This window comes from Hymenobacter psoromatis, assembly GCF_020012125.1.
In the GTDB taxonomy this organism is placed as follows: domain Bacteria; phylum Bacteroidota; class Bacteroidia; order Cytophagales; family Hymenobacteraceae; genus Hymenobacter; species Hymenobacter psoromatis.
Genome location: NZ_JAIFAG010000001.1, coordinates 1841631 through 1860436, shown reverse-complemented (window position 1 = coordinate 1860436; position 18806 = coordinate 1841631). Strand labels below are relative to the sequence as shown.

Here is an 18806-nt window from a genome sequence, read left to right as displayed (position 1 = left end):
TGCTACTTCGTTGTGACTTATACTTGTGGATGTTATGCCGGTGGTGGTATGATAACAGCCATGATATGAAAAAACAGAATGACTATTATTATGATGCTAGGCAATTCGCAAGCATCTTAAAACAGGCAGAGTTTAGTGGTAAAATAAGTATTGGCAAATTTTTTCTGCCTGGTAAGAAGGGGGTTTCCGATAGTATCCAGTATAATCAGGCAGGGCTTGATATTCTTGATAATTTGCACGGGTATACCTTCCCAATACAAGATGGGGAGCTGCAAGTTTCTCTTCAGCTTTATGAAAACGTTAACAATCATTATAGGTTATTCTGTTATACTAAAATTGACAAAAAGCAGGGGATGACTTTTTCCGTTAATTTAACCACGGAAAAAGAAAGTGATAACGTTATTTACTTGACGCAGAAATTAAAATTTGCAGAGCAATATCAGGGTAGCTCTCAACTTGCTCAAGCTCACAGACGACAAAAGCAAATTGTATTTTGTGACTTGCTTAAGAAACTTGGGTTTGATGTGACAGAAAATAGTGACTTAATCCTTGGAATATTTGACCCGGTGGAAAAGCAGCTTGTGAATACGTCCATCGATAAATTTCTCAACGATTTTATTGTTGTTTCGATTTTGAAAGGCCACTTCCAAGGTAATAAAGGATATCAGCTTGAGATTTTACCGACTTATAATAAATTAGATTATATATTCACTGGAAAAGACGAAGGAATTGCAGATTTACCCTTGAAGCTTGTTGCTAATAAATCAAAGCGGGCAATTCCCTTGGGACTGCGCTATAAGGTTTTGAAAAAGGATGCTTTTAAATGCGTAGCCTGCGGACGAAGTGTTAATGATGGAGTTAAGTTACAGATTGACCATAAGATACCGTTTTCTCTGGGTGGCTTGACAGAACTAAATAATTTGCAAACGCTTTGCAATGAGTGTAACCTTAGTAAAAGTAACAGATTCATAGATTAATTAATAGCCGCCCGCCCGCCCGCTACCTTCGCGGCTATGCCCGCTTCCCCCCTGCGCTCCATTATTTCCGGCTCTATTGGCAACCTCGTGGAGTGGTACGACTGGTACGCCTACTCGGCCTTTGCGCTGTACTTCGCGCCCGTCTTTTTCCCGCAAGCCAGTCCCACGGCGCAGCTGCTGAACGCGGCGGCCATCTTCGCGGTGGGCTTTTTGATGCGGCCCATCGGGGCCTGGCTGCTGGGCACCTACGCCGACCGGCGGGGTAGGCGCGCCGCGCTGCTGCTCTCGGTGCGCTTGATGGCGGGCGGCTCGCTGCTCATTGCCGGCGCGCCCGGCTATGCCACCATTGGGCTGGGCGCGCCGGCGCTGCTGCTGCTGGCGCGGCTGCTGCAAGGGCTGAGCGTGGGCGGCGAGTACGGCACCTCGGCCACCTACCTGAGCGAGATGGCCGGCGAGGGGCACCGGGGCTTCTGGTCGAGCTTTCAGTACCTCACCCTCATGGGCGGGCAGCTGCTGGCGCTCATCGTGCAGCTCACCTTGCAGCAACTGATGACCCCGGCCGAGCTGACGGCCTGGGGCTGGCGCATCCCGTTCGTCATCGGGGCGGGGGCGGCGCTGGGGGCCTTGCTGCTGCGCACCCACATGCGCGAAACCGCCGCTTTCGAGCAGGAGCAGGCCGTTGAAGCTGCCAGCGCCCGGCCGGCCCGGCCTTCCGCCCTTCAGCAATTGAAAGCCTACCCCCGCGAAACGCTCACGGTGGTGGGCCTCACGCTGGGCGGCACGCTGGCCTTCTACACGTTTACTACCTACGCGCAGAAATTTTTGGTCAATACCAGCGGCTTTACCAAGGAGCAGGCCACCCTTATCTCGTTCGGGGCGATGGCCGTGGCGCTGCTGTTTCAGCCGCTGCTGGGGGCGGTTTCCGACGTGGTGGGGCGGCGGCCGGTACTGCTGTTTTTCGGCATTGGGGCCACGCTGGGCACGGTGCCGCTGCTGCGCACGCTGGCCCACACCAGCAGCAGTTGGGCGGCCTGGGGGCTGCTGGTGGCGGCGCTGCTGGTGGTGAGCGGCTACACCAGCATCTCGGCCATCGTGAAGGCCGAGCTGTTTCCGACCCACATCCGGGCCTTGGGGGTCGGGTTGCCGTTTGCACTTACGGCCGCCATTTTCGGCGGCACGGCCGAATACCTGGCCCTGCTGGCCAAGGAGCACGGCGTGGCCGAATACTTCTACTGGTACGTGACGGGCTGCGCGTTTATTTCGCTGCTCGTGTACTGGCGCATGGGCGAAACCAAGGCCAGGGGCAATATGTAGGTTTGAACTTTGGTTGGATGCACTATGAATGTGTTTGAAAAAAAGCCACTGTTGCTAAACGTAGTATTAGTATCGGGTTTCCTTCTGGTAATTATTGTATGTTACTATTGTACTGTTGCCTACCAAGAGAAAATTAAAGCGCACCCCAAAATGTATTGCTACGATACATTCAAGGGGCCGGCAAACTCCACTCTTTATATAACCAGCTTAAGGGACACTGCCGATTATCTTCGCTACTACCGAGAATGGCAGGCTGGAAAGATTCCAGTCGTGAATTTTCCGCTGAACGGCCTGCCTACAGATGTGCCAGTCTACGTTCAACGCTACATCGGTAAAAACGCTTCCTTAGCTGAAGTAGTGAGCTACGATGATAACCCTTCGAAGTCGAGACACTACTTTTTGAAGTGCTACGTGTACAGCCTAACGCTGCATATAAAACCGCCTGCTTATAAGCGCTAATATCAAGGAGTTAATGAGCTTTGCGGATGCCTTTAAACTAATTGCCTGCCTCCGCGCTTACCCACTCACACCCAACTTACCTTAAAATACCATGCGCTTCCTACCCCTTGCCGCGCTCGCCGGCGCGGCCCTGCTGCTGCAAACCACCACCGCCTTGGCCCAGGGCACTATGCCCGAAGACAAATCCAAGCGCCCCAGCCCGCCGGCCGAAGTCAAAACCACCGTGGGCAGTACCGACCTTACCATCGACTACAGCCGCCCCTCGCTGAAGGGCCGCGAGGCGTTTGGCGCGAAGTCGCCGCTGGCCCCTACCGGCGAGGTGTGGCGCACCGGGGCCAATGAGGCCACCACCTTCACGGTGAATAAGCCGGTGAAAGTCAACGGCCAGGCGCTGGCGGCCGGCTCCTACGCGCTCTTCACCATTCCCGGCCCCACCGAGTGGACGGTTATCTTCAACAAGACGGCCAAGCAGTGGGGTGCCTTTAAATACCAGGAAAAGGACGATGCCCTGCGCCTGAAAGTGAAGCTCAAAACCGTGGCCGCGCCCGTCGAGGAGTTCACTATCACGGCCGATAAGAGCGGCAAAGTGGCTATGATGTGGGGCAAAACGCAGGCCGATTTCGTGGTGAAGTAAGTGCTCGTAGCATACGCTTTAGCGTGTGCGGCTTAACGTTAACCCGCACGCGCCGAGGCGTATGCCGCTACTATGCTAAAACTCGTCTTGCTCCGCCACGGCCAGAGCACCTGGAACCAGGAAAACCGCTTCACCGGCTGGACCGACGTGGACCTCACCGACCAGGGCCGGCAGGAGGCCGCCCGCGCCGGCGAAGCGCTCAAAGCCCACGGCTACGAGTTCGACCGGGCCTATACGTCGGTGCTCAAGCGGGCCATCCAGACCCTGGACATTACCCTCGAAAAGCTGGACGAGCTGTGGCTGCCAGTCGAGAAATCGTGGCGGCTCAATGAGCGTTTTTACGGCGCACTGCAAGAGCTCAACAAGGCCGAAACCGCCGAAAAATACGGCGACGAGCAGGTGCACAAGTGGCGGCGCGATGCCCACGAGCGCCCGCCCGCCCTCCCCGCCGCCGACCCCCGCTTCCCCGGCCACGACCGCCGCTACCAGGCCCTGACCGACCAGCAGCTGCCCCGTACCGAAAACCTGCTGGATACAATGGCGCGGGTGCTCCCTTATTGGGAGGACACCATTACGCCCGCCTTGCGCGCCGGCCAGCGCGCCATCATCGTGGCCCACGGCAACAGCCTGCGCGCCCTGGTCCAGCACCTCGACCACTTATCGGATGAGGACGTTATCAACCTCGAAATCCCTACTGGCCAGCCGCTGGTGTATGAGTTGGACGAGGAGCTAAAGGCGATAAAGCATTATTATTTGTAAGGTGCGGGGCTGGCCTCCGCCCGGCGTTGCACGATTCGCCCGGTAATTGTTCTCTATCAAAGGAGGGTGCGGGGGCTTACCCCGCACCCTCCTTTTGTTGCGCGCTAAGCTAGTAGCTTCGCTAAACGAAAAACTACTAGCCCACCAGATTTGTCCGACCTGCCCCACGCCCGTCTCGCCGCGCTGGCCGACCCCCTCGCCGCGCCCGCCGACCAGCTGCCCCGCCTGCGCAAGCTGCTGGAAAGCCTGCTGCGGGCCGACTACAAGCGCCGCAAAGCGCCGTTCGGCAACCTGTTCCAGGCAATAGGCGGCGCGTGCTACGCCCTGGAACTGGCCCCCGGCCTGCGCGCCCGCCTGCAAGACCTGCGCGTGGCCGCCAACCTGGTGCTGCACGAAAGCTACCCTGGCACCGCCACCGAAGTAGCTACCGGCTTCGCGGCCGTGGCCGAATTGCTCGAAGCCCTCACCGGTGAGCCCTACGCCGGCCCTACCCCCCCTGCCGCGCCCGATGCGGCGCGGCTCGCCGGCCCTACCCCCCTCGTCGCGCCCGATGCCGCCGGTACTCCCGCCACCGACCCGCGCACCGTGTGGCGGGTGCAGGTACTGCACGCCGACCTAGCCACCGGCGTGCTGACCGTGGAGCTGAGCACGCCCGCCGATGGCCGCCCGCCCGGCCCCTTCCAGCTGGTGCTACCTGAAGCCTACGAAAGCCTACTACTGCCCGCCGCCGCGCTGCACCCCGCGCTCAACCTCATCGGCCCCGTGCGGCTGCCCGATGGCCGCGTGCGCCCTCGCCGCGTGGTGCTGGAGCCCGACTACCTCATCAGCGTGACGACGCTGGCCGAGTGCGCGCAGCGCGATGGCACCTTCGGCGAGCTGGCTTTGCTGAAGTCATTTTTGCCTGATGAAACCTCGCGCTCGCTGGTCGTCGGCAACCTCGTTAACCGCCTGCTCGATGAGGAGGTGAGCCACGCGGCTAGTCAGTTATCAGGTAATACTTATCAGTTATCAGCTGAAGACTTAGCGGCTGGGTCCGAGCTGGCCGCTACGGCTACTGAAACGCCTGAAAACGGACAACGAAAAATCAGCAACGAAAAACGAACCGAAGATTTCGACCTCGAACACTTTCTGACCAAAAAACTCTTTCGCGCCGAGCCGCTCACGCTGAGTACGTTGCCCGAGTTTCAGACTCGAACCGGGGTGCCCGAATTGCTGAACGACCTGCGCCGCCACCACCGCACACTGCGCCAGGCGCAGCGGCAGGGCTTCGTGGCAGGCTCGCGTAGCGGCTACCAGCAACAACCCCTGCGCCTGGCCGACTGCTTCCTCGAACCTACTTTTCTGTCGGCCACCTATGGCCTGCAAGGTCGCCTCGACCTGCTGCACGAAAGCCCTACCGGCTACGACCTGGTGGAGTTGAAAAGCTCGGTGAAAGTGCCCGTGGCCGAGCCCTGGACTAACCACGCCGCCCAGGCGCAGCTCTACCGTTTGTTATTAGAATCGGTGTTTGGGGCCGATGGCGAAACCGCCGGCCGGGGCCGCACCAGCATCTTGTATTCTAACGCGGCCGAGGACCAGCCCGCCGTGCGTCCGGTGTTGCAAAACCTGGCGCTGGTGGACCAATTGCTGGCCGCCCGCAACCAGCTCGTGGGCCTGGAATTGCAACTGGCCCGCGCCACCGGCCCCGGTCAGACGGCCGCCCTGCTGGCCCCCATGCTGCGCCCTAACCTGGCCGCCGTACCGCCCTTCAACCGCGAAAAAGCCGAAAAAACTGCCAACGTATGGGCCGCCGCCGACCGCACCGAGCGCGCCTACTGCCTGGAGCTAACCCGCTTCGCAGCCCGCGAAATGCGCCTGGCCCTGCTCGGCGACGAGGGCCGCCCCGGCGACGCCGGCGGCCAGGCCGGGTTGTGGCTGCTGCCGCAAGCTCGCAAGCATCAGAATTTCAGCCTGCTCGATGAGCTGGAATTAATCGAAGACCACAGCAACGCCCCCGATGACGCCCGCGACGGCCTTGGCCCGCACCTCATCTTCCAGCGCCCGGCGGGGGGTAGGGAGGTGAACTTCCGGGCCGGCGATACGCTGATTCTCTACCCCCGGCGGGTAGGGGCGGGGCTGGCCCCCGCCCCGGCGTCAGAACAAGCGGGGCCAGACGATAGCCAACCTGAACGGGCAACGGCGGGTGGGGATAAGCCCCGCCCCTACAGCTTATCCGTTCTCGACGCGCAGGTAGTTAAAGTGACGCTGGCCGAGGACCTGGCCACCGATGGCCGCGTGGTGCTGGCCGTGCGCAACCGCCGCCTGGCCCCGCGCTACCTGCTCGGCCACTCGCACTGGGCCCTGGAGCCCGATACGTATGATACCTTCCGGCGCGAGTGGGCGGGGCTGACGAGCTTTCTGAGCCTGCCCCCGGCGCGCCGCCGCCAGCTGCTGGCCCGCACCGCCCCGCGCCCGCCCGAGGGCTGGGATGCCGCCCGCCCTACCCCCGCCACGGCGGCCGAAGCGGTGATGGCCCGCGCCCTGGCTGCGCCCGACTGGTTTGTGCTCTGCGGGCCGCCCGGCACCGGCAAAACCCGCTCGGTGCTGCGCGAGCTGGCTATTCGGCTCGTGGCCGATGATAAAAACACGCTGCTGGCTGCCTATACTAACCGGGCGGTGGATGAAATATGTGAGCAATTAATTGCGGCCGGGCTGCCGTTTATCCGCATCGGCTCGCGGCTGGGCACCTCGCCCGCCTACCGGCCGTATTTGCTGGATAACATGATTCGGGACCTGCCCACCCGCCAGATGGTGAGGGCGCGGCTTACCAATACGCCGCTTTATGTGGGTACTATTAGTAGCCTGCTGGGTCGGCCCGAGTTGTTTCAATTGAAGAATTTTGACGTGGCCGTGGTAGACGAGGCCAGCCAGGTGCTCGAAGGCCCCATGCTGGCGCTGTTGGCGAAGGCGAAGAAATTTATTCTCATCGGCGACCACCGCCAGCTGCCCGCCGTGGTGACCCAGGAGGCCGAAACCAGCGCCGTGGCCCCCGCCGTAGCCGAGCTGCTGCGCGAGCAATTAGGCCTCACCAACCTGCGCAACTCCTACTTCGAACGCCTGTTTCGGCGGGCCGAGGCGCGGTGGCCCTACGCCCACGGCACGCTCGCCAACCAGTACCGCGCCCACGCCGACTTGGCCGCGCTCGTCAACGACGACTTCTACGGCGGCCAATTGTGCAGCCCCATGCCCTGGCAGCACGCCAGCCTCAACCCCAGCGCCTGGGTTCCGGCCGCCGATGCCTTTGGGGAGGCGCTGCGCCGCCAGCGGCTAGTGTTCGTGCCCACCCGCCGCCAGCCCGACGACTTTTCGCAAAAGGAATCGAGCCAGGAGGCCGAGCTGGCCGCCCGCGCCGCCCTGCAAGTAGCGCAGGGCTACGGCCCGGCCTTCGACCCCGAAGCCACGCTGGGCATCATCGCCAGCTACCGCAACCAGGCGGCCCGCATCCGCGCGCGCCTGGCTCAGCTGGCCCAGGCGCACGAGTTGCCCGCGCTGGCCCAGGTCAGCGTCGATACCGTGGAGCGCTACCAGGGCTCGCAGCGCGAGGTGATTATCGTGAGCTTCTGCTGCCACCACGAGCACCAATTAGAATTGATGGTCTCGCCCGACGAAAGCGGCCAGGTAGACCGCAAGCTCAACGTGGCCGTGACGCGCGCCCGCCAGCAGCTGGTATTGCTCGGCAATGAGCTGGTGTTGCAGCGGGTGCCGCACCACGCGGCGCTGCTGGAGCGCGTGCGCGCGGGCGGCGGCTGGGTGGGGTAGGGCGCTATTTCAGCTGCCGGATAATCGTCTCGTCGGTTATTTTATCGTCGTCCATCAGCAGCAGGGCTTTGCTCAGGATAATGGATAGCACGGTATCGCCCTCGAAGGGCAGAAATACCTCGGGCGCGCCCACTGCTTTGGTCGAGCGGTCGGGCACGATGCATAGGTACTGGTCATTGGGTTCCATGAGGATATTGCCGCTGCCGAGGTGAATTTTGTAGGTGTGCAGGTGGCCCTTCACTACTAGAAAGCGGTCGGTAAGGTGACTGACCTTGCCGATTTTGAGGCGAGGCACCAGGCGTTCCAGGGCCAGCCGGCGGGTTTTGGCTACCTCACTCAGCTCGCCAAAGCTGTAGCTTTCCCAGTAGTTGCGGTACTGCGCCAGGCCGCCGTTGTCGCGCCACAGCGGGTCGTTGCCCACGCTGGCCACGCCCACAAACAGGTCCACATCGCGCATTACCTCCGAAAAAACCAGGGGCGAAATCTCGGGTAGGGGCACCGGGGCTTCGCCCCGCACGAAGCGCAGCTGGTCGGTACTCACGTAGTTCCAGATGCCGGTATCGTTCCAGGCTCCGTCGGCGTTCACCTCGCTCACCCAGTATTCGGCCCGCAGGCCGCCGGGCAGGGCCAGGCTGGCCTGGTCGCTCTCGTAGCCTTTATCGTAGGCCCCCATCAGGCTGTAGCGCCAACCGCGCATCTTGGCTAAGGTGCTGAATTGATGCTGCTTAAGAATGTGCGCCGCCATGCGGTTACTGTAGGTGCGGGTGCGCTCCTCGGGCGGCGTAAGCAGGTACACCTCGCGGAAGGCCTGCTTAAGCGGCTGGCGTAACTGCTGGCTTTCCAGTAGCTTGCGCCAGGCCAGGGCTTCGGCAGCGGGCACCAGCACCGGGTGCCACAACTGGAGGAAGGTATCGGCGGTGGGGGGCAGCACGGGCTGCTCCAGGGCACTTTGCCACTGATTAGCCCGCAAAACGGCATCCTGCCACGAGCCATCGGCGCGGTGCAGCCGCCAGATGAGCGGCTGCGCTAGCTCGCGCAACAGGCCAGGGGCCAGGTAATACTGCTCGAACCAGGGCCACGCCAGGTACCGCTCCTCGATAAAGCTGCGGTCGAGGCGCTCGCGCTGAGCGGTGTAGGTCTGCTGAAGCTGAAGCTGGGTGGCTTTCAGCTCCTTCAGTTCGGCGGCGTGGGTGCTTTTGAGGGCGGCGGGCGCGGCTTTGAGGGGCTTGCCGGCCTTGGTCCAGTGCAGCTCCGCCTTACCCTCGGCCAGGCTCAGAGTGGCTGCGTACTCGCCCAGCTCGTGGCGGGCGTGGCCCGCCGCATCGAGGCCGAAGGTGGGCACGGCCATGTCCTCAATTTCGGCCGGGCTCACGCCAAGCTTGGCTGAGGCGTCGGCCATGTACTTGGCAATCAGGGCCTGGGTATTGGTTTGCTTCACCTGGGGGCGCACCTGGGCTAGGGCCGCCACGCCGGGCAGGCCGCTCTGGGCCAGGGCCAGCAGGCAGGCATTGCCGAGGCCCGCTGCCAGCGGCCCCCGGCCCGGTACCTTGCGGTAGCAGCGGGCGGCATAAGCAGCTAGCTGCCGCAGCAAGGCGGCATCCACCAGGGGCTGCAAGGTCCATATTAAGCCTCTGGCCAGCAGCTGGTTGGCCTCCATCAGGTACTCGTGCGTGGTGTAGATGTGCGCATGGTCGCCCGACTCGTAGCGGTGCTCGGTATCGACCACGGGCATCTTCCCCAGCAGGGCCAGCCAGCCGCTGCCCTGGCGGCGCACCGCCTCGGCCCCTACGGCGGCCGTGGCCGCGCCGAGCGCCTTGCGGCCCTTGGCCGTGGGCTGCGTGCCGCCGCTGGCCCCGGCCCAGAGCCGCAATAAATCGAGCCAGGGCCGGGTAGTGGGCGCGCCGGGGTCGAGGCCCACCGCAAAGGCGTGCAGGGCCAGCCCGAACGGGTCGCCCATGTCGAAGCGCAGGGTGGGCAGCGGGGCTGCTTCGCCGGGGGCGGTGCTGGCCAGGTTCAGGATTTCCTGGGCCTTCACGCGCAGCTTGGCTCCGTCGCGCACCTGGGCCGCAAGGTCGATGAGCCGGGTTAGAAACGCACGCGTGGCTTCTGCCAGCGGTGCTTTTTTGGCCAGGCGCTCCAGCTGGGTGAGCAGCAGCCCCGCCGGGTAACCCCAAAAATTCAGGTGCTTCTCGCTTTCCGAATAATTGAAATTCAGGCCGTTATCCGCGAATAGTTGCAGTACGTCGGCCTCGGTGAGCGGCAGGGCCGAGCGCAACAGGGCCGTTTGCAAGTCGCCAATCGCCCAGCCGATGCGGTAGTCGTAGGCCCGGTCGAGGGAGCGGTGTTGCAGGCACACCTGGCGGGCGGCGGCCAGGGCCAGCGCGGCGCGGGCCTGGTCGGGCGGCGCGAGCTGGCGCACGGCCTGGTAGGCGGGCAGGTCCGTAACCCTGACGTTGTACAGCTTGTCCAGCGTTTGCTGCACCAGCGGCCGCAGTAGCGGCACCAAGTCTTGCTGGCCGGCGGGTAAGGCGGCAAAGAGGTCGGCGGGTAGCTCCTGGGTAGCAGGCATGGGGTAGGGGGTAAGGTAGCGTAAAAGAAATGTGCGCGCCCTCCTGCTAAGCCGGCGAGGGCCGGACCCTACTAAGCGACCCCGCGCACCTGCGGGTAGAAAATTAGCCGCCTACCAGCGGGGTAAGCTTCACAAAGCTGGCGGTGGCTCCTGCGCCGAGCCAGATTTCTTCCTCGAGAGTTTCGGCCTGCCGGTTATTGACAAGCAGGAAAAAGCCGTTTTGCTGAAAGGCCGTGAGCGCCCGGTACACCTGCTGCTCGGCATCAATCTGCTTGGCATGGCGCAGGCGGTAGGTGTCGCCGTTGAGCAGGCGCTCCGAGTCGGTGGGCTGGATAAGACCCCGGAACACTCCGTTTTGGTGAGCGTTGTAGGCGGCCACCTCCTGGTGCACGCGCTGGGTAATCAATTCGCGCACGGTGAGTATTTCCTGGGTTATTTCCAGTTCCAGGCGGGTGAGGATGCTGCCCGTAGCAGTTTCATCCAGAATGGTGAGCAGGGCCATGTGAAAAGGATAAAAAAGTAGTCTTGAAAAGTGTGCTGCGTGTCGTAAAGGTAACCAGCTAAAATCTAATTTACTAATTTAATTAGCTAAATTAACTACCAATAATTTTAGTTTAAGTAAACCCGGCTTTACAGAAAGCCGACGGCTTGCCCGCGAGCCAACCGGAGCTTGGGTTGGGTGGAAGCCGCGTAGTGCTGGGTACTTGTTTTCAACGGTCAGCAGGAGTGCTTTTTCAGGCCTGGCCGGGTAACATCAAGTCACTGATAGCCGCTTGGTTGTTAAAGTTGCTCATATTGGGCCGGGGACAGCTAGTTGGCAAGCCCGCGAGTATTGGTTGAAAAACCGGATACCGGGGCGCGTCCTGCGTATAGCCCTACCAGCCTACCCCGCGGCCCCGCGATTTTCCTGCTCCTGCTACCATGATAAAGAGGTCTTTTCCAGCCATCACTACTGATTTTTCCGGCTTTGTGCGGGTGCGCGGGGCCCGCGAGCACAACCTTCAAAACATCGACGTCGATATCCCGCGCGATGCGCTGGTGGTGTTTACCGGCGTGTCGGGCTCGGGCAAGTCGAGCCTGGCGTTCGGCACGCTCTACGCCGAGGCCCAGCGGCGCTACCTGGAGTCGGTGTCGCCCTACGCGCGGCGACTGTTTCACCAATTATCGGTGCCCGAGGTTGATAGCATCGACGGGCTGCCACCGGCCGTGGCCTTGCAGCAGCAGCGCGGCGCGCCCACCACGCGCTCGTCGGTGGGCTCGGTCACGACGCTCTCCAACCTCGTGCGGATGCTTTACTCGCGGGCCGGCGATTATCCCAAGGGTCAAGGTATTATCTACGCCGAAGGCTTTTCGGCCAACACGCCCGAGGGTGCCTGCCCGCGCTGCCACGGCCTGGGCCGGGTATACGAAGTGACGGAAGACTCGATGGTGCCCGACCCGTCGCTCACCATTCGCGAGCGGGCCATTGCGGCCTGGCCCCAGGCCTGGGGCGGCCAGAACCAGCGCGATATCCTCGTGACGCTGGGCTACGATGTGGACCGTCCCTGGCACGAGCTGCCCCAAAAGGACCGCGACTGGATTCTTTTCACTGATGAGCAGCCGGTGGTGCCCGTGTACCCCGGCTACTCGCCCGCCGAGACGCAGCGGGCGTTGAAAAGAAAGGAGCAGCCTAATTACATGGGTACCTTTTCGAGCGCCCGGCGGCACGTGCTCTACACATTTGGCAATACGCAGAGCACGCTCATGAAAAAGCGCGTGTTGCAATACATGCTCAGTCAGGAATGCCCGCTTTGCCACGGCAAGCGCCTGCGGCCCGAGTCACTGAGCGTCACCTTCGCCGGCCTCGATATTGCCGACATGGCGCGCCTACCCCTCCAGCAGGTGGCAGCCCGGCTGCGGCCGTTTGCCGAGGGTACGGCCACTGCCCAAAAGCACGACAAAGCCCACCCCGAGCAGGCCGAAGTGACGCGCCGCATCACCCAGGACCTGTGCGCCCGCCTCGCCGTGCTGCTCGACCTGGGCCTCGGCTACCTGGCCCTGGAGCGCAGCACGCCCACGCTCTCGCCCGGCGAGCTGCAACGTCTGCGCCTAGCTACCCAGCTCTATTCCAATCTGTTCGGCGTAGTGTACGTGCTCGATGAGCCCTCGGCCGGCCTGCATCCCTCCGATACCCAGGCGCTGCTGAAAGCGCTCGACACCCTCAAAAAAGCCGGCAATTCACTTTTCGTAGTGGAGCATAACCTCGACGTGGTGCGCCGCGCCGACTGGCTCGTGGACGTAGGCCCCGCCGCCGGCGAGCAGGGCGGCCAGATTCTCTACAGCGGCCCGCCCGCCGGCCTGGCGGCGGTAGAAAATTCGCAAACGCGCACATTTCTGCTCGACCACGCGGCCTTACTCCCCCGCATTCCGCGCAAGCCGGTGGGCTGGTTGCGCCTGGCTGGTGCCACCCGCCACAACCTGCGCGGCCTCGACGCCGAGTTTCCGTTGGGAATATTTACAACTGTAACGGGTGTGTCGGGCTCGGGCAAGTCAACTTTGGTTAGCCAGGTGCTGGTAAAGTTGGTGCGGGAAGCGCTTGGAATGAAAACCGACGAAGCCGAAGCCAGCGTGGGCGAAACCGCCGAAGAAATCCTGGACCTGGCTGACCAGGGCGCGGCGGCCGAGGGCAAAATCACAGCTGACTTAGACCTCGTTAAGCGCCTCGTGCGCGTCGACCAGCAGCCCATCGGCCGCACGCCGCGCTCCAACATGGCTACGTACACGGGCTTGTTTGACCACGTGCGCAAGCTCTTCGCGGCCACGCCGGAGGCAAAAAAGCGCCGCTACGATGCCGGCCGCTTCTCCTTCAACGTGGCCAAAGGCCGCTGCGAAACCTGCCAGGGCGAGGGCTTTGTGATGGTCGAACTGCTGTTTTTGCCCAGCGTGTATTCGCCTTGCCCTACCTGCCACGGCGCGCGCTACAATGCCAAAACATTGGAAATCACTTATCAAGGAAAAAATGTGGCCGACGTGCTGCGCCTGACCGTGGACGAGGCTTTTGCCTTCTTCGAAGAAGAAGCCAGCGTGCGCCGCGCCCTCACGGTGCTGCGCGACGTGGGCCTGGGCTACCTGCGCCTCGGCCAGTCGGCCACCGAGCTGAGCGGCGGCGAGGCCCAGCGCATCAAGCTGGCCACTGAGTTGCAGCGCCAGGCCCGCGCCCACACCCTCTACGTGCTCGACGAGCCCACCACCGGCCTGCACCCCGCCGACGTCGAAAAGCTCCTCACCCAGCTCAACGGCCTGGTCGAAGCCGGCCACTCGGTGCTGGTGGTGGAGCACGATATGCGCGTGGTCGCCGGCTCCGATTGGGTTATCGACGTGGGACCCGGTGCCGGCGACGAAGGTGGCCGCATCGTGGCCGCCGGCCCGCCCGCCGAAGTGGCCCAAAACGCGGCCAGCCGCACTGCCCCTTACCTCGCCCGCTTCCTGGCGGAGGGGTAGGAAGTGTCTGCGGCAAAAAAGCACGTCATTCTGAGCTTGCCGAGGAATCTCGCCCGCGTCGTAGAACAATACCCGAGCGGCACGAGCGAGATTTCTCAGCAAGCTCGGAATGACGTGCTTTTTTGCTTATCTACTCAACTTGCTTTTTGAAGTAGGCTGACCGCCAACTTTTTCAGTGCGCCCGTTTGGCTCCACTCGCGCAGGCGGTCCTGCACGGCCGGCGGCACCGGCCGGCCGGTGCGGGCCCCGAGGTCGGCGTAGGTTTCGAGCAGCTTGCGCAGGTTGCGGAGCGGGGCGGGGGGTAGGGCCGGCAGCAGCGCGTCTAGCATCTGGGCCAGTGCGTCGTCCGTGACGGGCGAGATGGCGCGGAGCAGGGCCAGGTTGTCGGCCAGGCGAGCCAGGGGCGCATAGTCGGCGGCCAGCAGCCGGCCGAGCGCCGCGCCTAGGGCAGTCGATTCCAGGCGCTGCTGCCCCACGGCGCTCAAAACCACTTCCTGCGCCAGCGCCCGGCAAACGGGCGCGTGGTGCACCAGGCCCACGGCCAGCAGCAGGGTAGTACCCTCGGCAAACGAAGGGCCGGCCTCGACCAACGCCCGCAGTGCCTGGGCGATACTGTCGCGGTCTGCCGATTCCAGTTTGTCGGCCCAGCCCGCCGTGCGCACCACGTGCCAGTGCAGTGAGGTCGGATTGAGCGGTAGCAGCGCCGCTAAAAAGGGATAATCAGCGGGCAGAATCCAATTGGCGTGCCCCCTGCCTCGGGACTGCACGTGCAGCGAATACAGCAGCAGCGGAGAGGGCGGCCCCTGGGTGGTGTCCTCGCTGGGAAAACGCAGGTGCGTGGACCGGGGCGTAATTTCGGGCTTGCCTGGTTTCCAGGTTTTCACATAGATATTGACCTTGAAATCAACGTCCCAGGCCGGAACCCAGGGCTGCGCTATGCCCGGATATGCACGGGTGCCCGCAGGCAGTAGGTTGTCAAAAATAGGGTGGGAAAACTTGCTGCGGGCCGCTACCACCCACAGCCAGGGCCAGGCTTCGGCCAACGTGCCAGGAGCCGCCGAATGGCCCGGCAGGAGTTGGTGCAGCTGCTCGGTCAGGTGCTGGAAGAGTGGTTTTTTCTCGGTTGCATGGCGCGGGGGCTCCGTTGCCTCGGGTGATAAAAGCCAGTGGAGCAGCTCGCGCAGCTGGCTGTTTTGCAATTGCGGGAGCACGGCCAGGGCCGCTTGGGCGTCGGGCTCGTGGGCAAAAGCCAGGCGGGCCAGCGCAATCGCCAGGTCAGCCGCTACGGGCTCGACCTGCGCCGCTTCATAAGCCAGCAGCTTTTGCAAGAACGCAGTAGGGGCTACCCAATACGGTGCGTGGGTGGGCGTGCTAAGCAGCGGCAGGCCAGTGCGTTGCTGCAAATGCGTTTCCACGGCCGCCAGACGCGCTTTCTCCACCACTACCAACGGGTCTGAGGCGTCCGAGTCAACCTGCACTTTCACCCGCGGCACCCGCAGCGAAGTAAACCCCTGCGCCCAACTCAGCAGCAAGGCTTGCGCCAGCCCACTGTGCCCACGCAAGTCAATGTTGACCAGAATGGCCTTGGCCTGCTCGCCGCTCTTACCCTGCAAAAACGGCAGCACCTGCACCAGATACGGCTCTAACTGCTTGGCGTGGCCTTCGGGCAGTTGCCCATGCAGCCGCAGCAGGCCATCGAGCCAGCGTTCCAGGGCGGCGGGGGCATCGTGGCGCAGCACCTGGCCGGTGAGAAACAGCAGCTCGTGCCAGTCGGCCACCGGCGCGATGGCGGTAGCGGGCGAAATATCCGGCACGAACTGCGCGAGCGGCGCGTAGGTCGCGGTGGCTTCGGCGGTGGGCGCGGGGGTAGGGGCCGCCAGCCAGGGCGCCAGCACGGCGCGGGCGGCGGCGCCCAGCAGCTCGGCCTGGTGGGCGAGGGCATCCAGCGTTTCGGCCGTGTCGGCGGGGGGTAGGAGGGGCTTTTTGGCAGCCAGCAGGTAGGCCAGGGCCTTGGCGGCGCGCTCCTGCACGGCGGCGTCGGGGTGGGCGAGGGCGGCGGCCAGCAGCCGGGCCACGGCGGGCGCGTGGGCGGCATCGTGCCGGGGCAGCTTGGCCAGGCCTGCGAGCAGGGTTTTGAGGCCGGTTTTAAGGTCGGGCCGCAGCAGCAGGTTATCCGCCATTTGAAGCAACGGAGCCAGGGTAAACCCCGGCTCCGGCAACAGGTCCTTCACCTGCTCAATGGCAAAATTGACGACCAGCGGCAGCGGGTGGGCCAGCAGCTCCATCAGCTCGGCCTGGCGGGCCAGGCGCTCGGCCCGCGTGGGCTTCAGGCTGAGAAACAGCTCCTTGAACCACGTCAGCAGCGGGCGGCGGAAGTCGCGGCGCAGTGCCAGCAGGCAGCGCGTGAGGATGTCGGCCCGGTCGAGGTGGTGGGTGGCGGTGAGGCGCGCAAGCATATCATGCCACGTAATCCATCTCCTATCTATGTGGTTCACTGTCTGGGCAACTCCCCAGTTAATCTCTGTGTCAAACTCGAAAAACTGTGGAATAGCCCGTTCCAGTAAGGCCTTATTGCGCGTAATTCGTTCGAAAAGAAGGTCTTCGATAATAGGCAACGACTCACCTTCGCGGAGCGAGGGGAAAGCTTTGGTAAGCTGCGTGAAATCTGCTAATTGGCTAGCGGTAAGTTTAACGTTTGCCTTTAAATAGCCGTGCAGTTGCCATAATGCGTTAGCCTCTGTGCCGTAATTAGATAACTCATTAATCCCCGATAAAGCTAATAGCTTGTTAGTTGGTATAATGAGCGCATGGGATTCCAATTTAAGGAGTAAATCAAAATCCAGGCTTCTTAAAGGGCGGCTTTCCGCAGTGTTACCTAACCAGGTATCAAGCCATTCGGGCCGACGGTGAACGAGTAATTGACAGGCATAATCTACTAACTTATCGTGTGGTAAGTATTGACTTTTCCCACTAGAAAGCCGCGACTTGTTTAACTCCCATAGACTATTAGTGAAAGCGGGAGCTAGGGCTTCCTTTTTGGAATAGGTTGCCAAGCGAGTTAGAAAAAATAAAGAGCGCTGTAAGGGAGTGGGCCCTTTCTCCCAATGCTGTTCTCCTTTCTGCCGAATATCTTCTAATTCGCTCGCCAGTGTCTGGACCCGTTTGCGGATAGCTACAATCTTCTGTTTGTCCAGCCCCAATAAGAACGGTACTAATTCTTCGGCACCTTGATGGCGAATGATTTGCTCAAAAACTTCGATAGAATTTAGCGTCTCCATAAAGGAAGTTAGGGTAGTATATAAGTAAAATTCAACTTTATTCTCTACCCAAACCGCAGCTGCGCGGCCAGCACGTGCTTGCAGAGCCCGCGCTGGCCCTGGTGCTCGGTAAACCACTGGCAGGTGCAGCGCGGGGGCTCGGGGCCGCTCACCAGCACGGTGTGCCACACGTCGGTGCCGCGCACGCGGGCCTCGGTGCGGCCGCCGGGGCCGATGCCCACCAGCTGCACCTCGTCGGGGGCGGCGAGCAGGGCGCGGGCGTTTTTAAGGCGCGGGTTGAGTTGCCGGATGCGGTCGGTGCGGAAGGGTAGGCGGCGGTAGAAATACTGGTTTTCCAGCAGGTCGAAGCCCAGCAGGCCCATCGCCGAGAGGCTGGCGCAGAGCCGCGCCACGGTGCCGGGCGCCAGGTCGTGGGCCAGCCCAAACAGGGTGGGGTTGAAGGTTTCGTTGGCCCGAAACAGGCTATTGGCCCCCGCCAGCCATTCGGCGGGCAGCTCGTCCAGCAAGTCGCCCAGCTGGGTGCCCTCGCCCGAAAAGCCCCGGTTGGCCGCCGCCGACAGCGCCAGCAGAAACTCGTGGTCGCCCCCCAATTCCAGCACCACGGCGCTGGCCTGGCCGCAGGGGGTAGCGTACACGCGTGCGGCCTGGGTCAGCGGCAGCAGGCCATCGAGCAGGCGCAGGCGGTGCGCGCCGCCCACCCGCACGGCCCCCGGCATACTTACCAGCCCAAAATGCGGCCGCGCCCCGCGCAGCGTCAGAAAAGTATCGGCTTTGGCCGCGCCGGCCGGCAGACTGTGCAGCAGCTGGGCGGCCTGGGCGCGCGTGAGGCGCAGCAGTTCGTCCATCTGGGCCAGGTAGCCCTGGGCGGCGGTGAGGCCCTTGAGCCAGCGCAGGGGTAGGGCCACCTGGCGCTCGGTCACGGTGCCGGCGGCGCGGGTGAGGGCTACGGCCTGCTGGCCCACGGCGAGGCCCACCGGCTCGTGGCGGCCGATGCGGGCCAGCGCGTTCACCATCGGCTCGTTGAAATCGACGTTGGTGGTGCCGCTGGCCACCAGCTCGCCGTCGAGCGCGGCCGGCCCCAGGTCGAGGCGGGCGTACACGCCGTTGCACGACGAAAACGCCTCGAAGCGCAGCCGCGCCGCGCCGGCCGTCACGATGGGGTCGCGCAGCACCGCGCCCAGCGGCACGAACCGCGCGGCCACTACTTTGGCTAATGTGCTTAGCCCCCGCGCTGCCAGCCACGAGTCGCGTAGCTGCCCCCGAAAAAAGCAGGCCGCCCCGCCGGCCGGCGCGTCTTCGGCGTAGGCGGCCAGTTGCAAGGAATTACCTGCGGCGGTGGCTGTCAGGGTCGAAGACTGGGCGTAAGCGTAGGTTGATTCTGACATAGCTCAGAAAGGAGAAGGGGGTAGGGGAGTAAGCTGTTTTGGTTCGACAAAGATGGGTGAAAGAAGTGATAATTACTAAAATAATTGGCAAATTATTTTAGTAAAACTCTCCTGCCCTCTGACAACCTTATTTGGTAGTAGTTTTCCCCCTGA

Annotated in this window: 10 protein-coding genes; 6 read left to right on the top strand and 4 right to left on the bottom strand. The window is 62.7% G+C overall.

Going from position 1 to position 18806, the window contains the following annotated elements; genetic code table 11:
• Positions 1-65 precede the first annotated feature (65 nt).
• From LC531_RS07910 to LC531_RS07890, 5 genes are all read left to right on the top strand, one after another.
• The gene (locus tag LC531_RS07910) at positions 66-977 is read left to right on the top strand and encodes an HNH endonuclease (protein ID WP_223649771.1); all 912 of its coding nucleotides are present in this window, start codon (positions 66-68) and stop codon (positions 975-977) included.
• Between the two features lie 36 nt (positions 978-1013).
• On the top strand, positions 1014-2291 hold the full coding sequence (locus LC531_RS07905) for an MFS transporter (RefSeq protein WP_223649770.1): 1278 nt from the start codon (positions 1014-1016) through the stop codon (positions 2289-2291).
• Between the two features lie 550 nt (positions 2292-2841).
• Entirely contained in the window at positions 2842-3384 is a 543-nt protein-coding gene (locus tag LC531_RS07900) for a DUF2911 domain-containing protein (protein ID WP_223649769.1), read from the top strand.
• A 72-nt stretch (positions 3385-3456) separates the two neighbouring features.
• Positions 3457-4143: a 2,3-diphosphoglycerate-dependent phosphoglycerate mutase gene (gene gpmA / locus LC531_RS07895; RefSeq protein ID WP_223649768.1), complete on the top strand. Its 687-nt coding sequence runs from the start codon at positions 3457-3459 to the stop codon at positions 4141-4143.
• A 150-nt stretch (positions 4144-4293) separates the two neighbouring features.
• The gene (locus LC531_RS07890) at positions 4294-7941 is read left to right on the top strand and encodes an AAA domain-containing protein (RefSeq protein ID WP_223649767.1); all 3648 of its coding nucleotides are present in this window, start codon (positions 4294-4296) and stop codon (positions 7939-7941) included.
• A 4-nt stretch (positions 7942-7945) separates the two neighbouring features.
• Here the strand turns inward: LC531_RS07890 and LC531_RS07885 are convergent, their stop codons facing one another.
• Both LC531_RS07885 and LC531_RS07880 read right to left on the bottom strand, forming a co-directional pair.
• A complete protein-coding gene (locus tag LC531_RS07885; protein WP_223649766.1) occupies positions 7946-10510 on the bottom strand; it encodes a DUF4132 domain-containing protein in 2565 nt (854 codons plus the stop codon).
• A gap of 103 nt (positions 10511-10613) precedes the next feature.
• Positions 10614-11012 (bottom strand): hypothetical protein, encoded by a 399-nt coding sequence (locus tag LC531_RS07880; protein ID WP_223649765.1) that lies wholly within the window; start codon positions 11010-11012, stop codon positions 10614-10616.
• A 419-nt stretch (positions 11013-11431) separates the two neighbouring features.
• On the opposite strand from LC531_RS07880, the gene LC531_RS07875 reads away from it, so the two are divergent.
• A complete protein-coding gene (locus tag LC531_RS07875) occupies positions 11432-13990 on the top strand; it encodes an ATP-binding cassette domain-containing protein (protein ID WP_223649764.1) in 2559 nt (852 codons plus the stop codon).
• 134 nt (positions 13991-14124) lie between these two features.
• Here LC531_RS07875 and LC531_RS07870 read toward each other — a convergent pair whose 3' ends face one another.
• A complete protein-coding gene (locus LC531_RS07870; RefSeq protein ID WP_223649763.1) occupies positions 14125-17268 on the bottom strand; it encodes a DUF6493 family protein in 3144 nt (1047 codons plus the stop codon).
• Positions 17269-17312: 44 nt separating this feature from the next.
• Positions 17313-18653, bottom strand: coding sequence for an SWIM zinc finger family protein (locus tag LC531_RS07865; protein WP_223649762.1), 1341 nt, complete (start codon positions 18651-18653; stop codon positions 17313-17315).
• Positions 18654-18806: the final 153 nt, after the last annotated feature.

Excerpts from the sequence above, each read along its gene's own strand:
- LC531_RS07910 (WP_223649771.1), top strand. The coding sequence starts at position 66 with ATGAAAAAACAGAATGACTATTATTATGATGCTAGGCAATTCGCAAGC.
- LC531_RS07905 (WP_223649770.1), top strand. The coding sequence starts at position 1,014 with ATGCCCGCTTCCCCCCTGCGCTCCATTATTTCCGGCTCTATTGGCAAC.
- LC531_RS07900 (WP_223649769.1), top strand. The coding sequence starts at position 2,842 with ATGCGCTTCCTACCCCTTGCCGCGCTCGCCGGCGCGGCCCTGCTGCTG.
- gpmA (WP_223649768.1), top strand. The coding sequence starts at position 3,457 with ATGCTAAAACTCGTCTTGCTCCGCCACGGCCAGAGCACCTGGAACCAG.
- LC531_RS07885 (WP_223649766.1), bottom strand. The coding sequence starts at position 10,510 with ATGCCTGCTACCCAGGAGCTACCCGCCGACCTCTTTGCCGCCTTACCC.
- LC531_RS07880 (WP_223649765.1), bottom strand. The coding sequence starts at position 11,012 with ATGGCCCTGCTCACCATTCTGGATGAAACTGCTACGGGCAGCATCCTC.
- LC531_RS07875 (WP_223649764.1), top strand. The coding sequence starts at position 11,432 with ATGATAAAGAGGTCTTTTCCAGCCATCACTACTGATTTTTCCGGCTTT.
- LC531_RS07870 (WP_223649763.1), bottom strand. The coding sequence starts at position 17,268 with ATGGAGACGCTAAATTCTATCGAAGTTTTTGAGCAAATCATTCGCCAT.
- LC531_RS07865 (WP_223649762.1), bottom strand. The coding sequence starts at position 18,653 with ATGTCAGAATCAACCTACGCTTACGCCCAGTCTTCGACCCTGACAGCC.